This is a genomic window from Photobacterium sp. GB-56, from assembly GCF_003026105.1.
GTDB lineage: Bacteria > Pseudomonadota > Gammaproteobacteria > Enterobacterales > Vibrionaceae > Photobacterium.
Genome location: NZ_PYNW01000044.1, coordinates 1 through 1,384 on the forward strand (window position 1 = coordinate 1; position 1,384 = coordinate 1,384).

1 protein-coding gene is annotated in these 1,384 nt (G+C 45.1%); it reads right to left on the minus strand.

Annotation, left to right across the window (positions count from 1 at the left end; all coding sequences use genetic code 11):
- Positions 1-112: 112 nt before the first annotated feature.
- Positions 113-1,384, minus strand: a 1,272-nt coding sequence (gene ltrA, locus C9J42_RS21230; protein ID WP_107302304.1) for a group II intron reverse transcriptase/maturase, incomplete at its 5' end; no start/stop codon positions are given.

The following is a 1,384-nucleotide window of genomic DNA, read 5'->3' on the forward strand; positions in this document are numbered from 1 at the left end:
TGTCGAGTAGACGACACTTGTTACCAAGTGCCGTCCCTCTAAGAACCGTACGTGCAACTTTCACTGCATACGGCTCAAGCCTCCACTAAGGCACCGATTGGCACCCAGCAACTTACAAAGCAGCGAGAGCAGGTTCATGCCAAGAGTTGCGGCATTGCTTCTTTGATTTTCTCTTTGCCAAGTATTCTTGGTATTGAGGATCAAAGGGCGTAGCGGCACTCTTGATTTTTACATGTCGCTCGATGGGCACTTTTGCTATTTGGAATAGGTTAAACAGGCAATCCATGTTCATGACTTTCTGCCAACCGTGAAATTGCCATTGGCCTTTACGGTTAAGGAAGTATTTATGAACAACCCAGTCCTTGGACTTGGTTGGATGACGTCTAACTGCCCAGTGCCATAATGCTTTGAATAGATTGTGGCCGACATACCCGAATATCTGCTTAGCAACACAGTGGCGATAGTAATTCGCCCATCCCCTGAGTTTCGGATTTATCAACTTGATAAGATCGTTAACAGGAATGGTTGCGTGCTTTTTGATGAGTTCACGTAGGTTTCTCAAAAATAACAGCGTGTTGGATTTGCTCGGCTTGATGAGCAGTTTCCCTTTGTACTTCCTGTGATTGAAGCCCAGAAAGTCAAAGCCGTCATCAATATGAGTGATCTTCGTTTTCTCTTCGGAGAGGGTTAACCCTCTTTCTGCCAGAAAATCAGAAATCAACGGTTTGATGTCGTTCACGAGCACTTCCTTTGAAGAGCAGGTGACCACGAAATCATCTGCATAACCAATAAAGTTAGCTCTAGCACTCTTTTTGAGCGCAGTGGATTTTATGTACTGCTCTAGCCCTGCGAGAGTCATTAACATCAAGGTCGGAGATATGATTCCGCCTTGTGGTGTACCCTCATCAGTATCATAGAACAAACCTTTGTCCATAAAGCCAGACTTTAGCCATTGTTCCAACATTCGCTTATCTACAGCGATGTTATCAAGAAGCCATTGATGGCCGATCTTGTCGAAACAGGCTTTGATATCCCCTTCAAGTACCCATTTGGCTGATTTCTTTAGTGCCAAGCATTTGAAGCATTGACTGACCGCGTCAGCAGTGCTGCGATTTGGCCTAAATCCATAGCTATTGGGGTCAGCAAGTGTTTCAGATACAGGCTCTAGTGCTAGTAGATGGAGTGCTTGTTGCGCTCTATCAATCATGCACGGAATGCCTAATGGCCTGAGCTTGCCGTTCTTTTTGGGAATGTAGATGCGTTTGAGTGGTTTCGCTTTATAAGTCTTGCGACTAAGCTGATTGACTGCTTTCATACGGCGTGCATCTGTGTTCCAGATGACACCATCTATTCCAGGCGTTTTACTGCCTTTGTTTTGAGATAC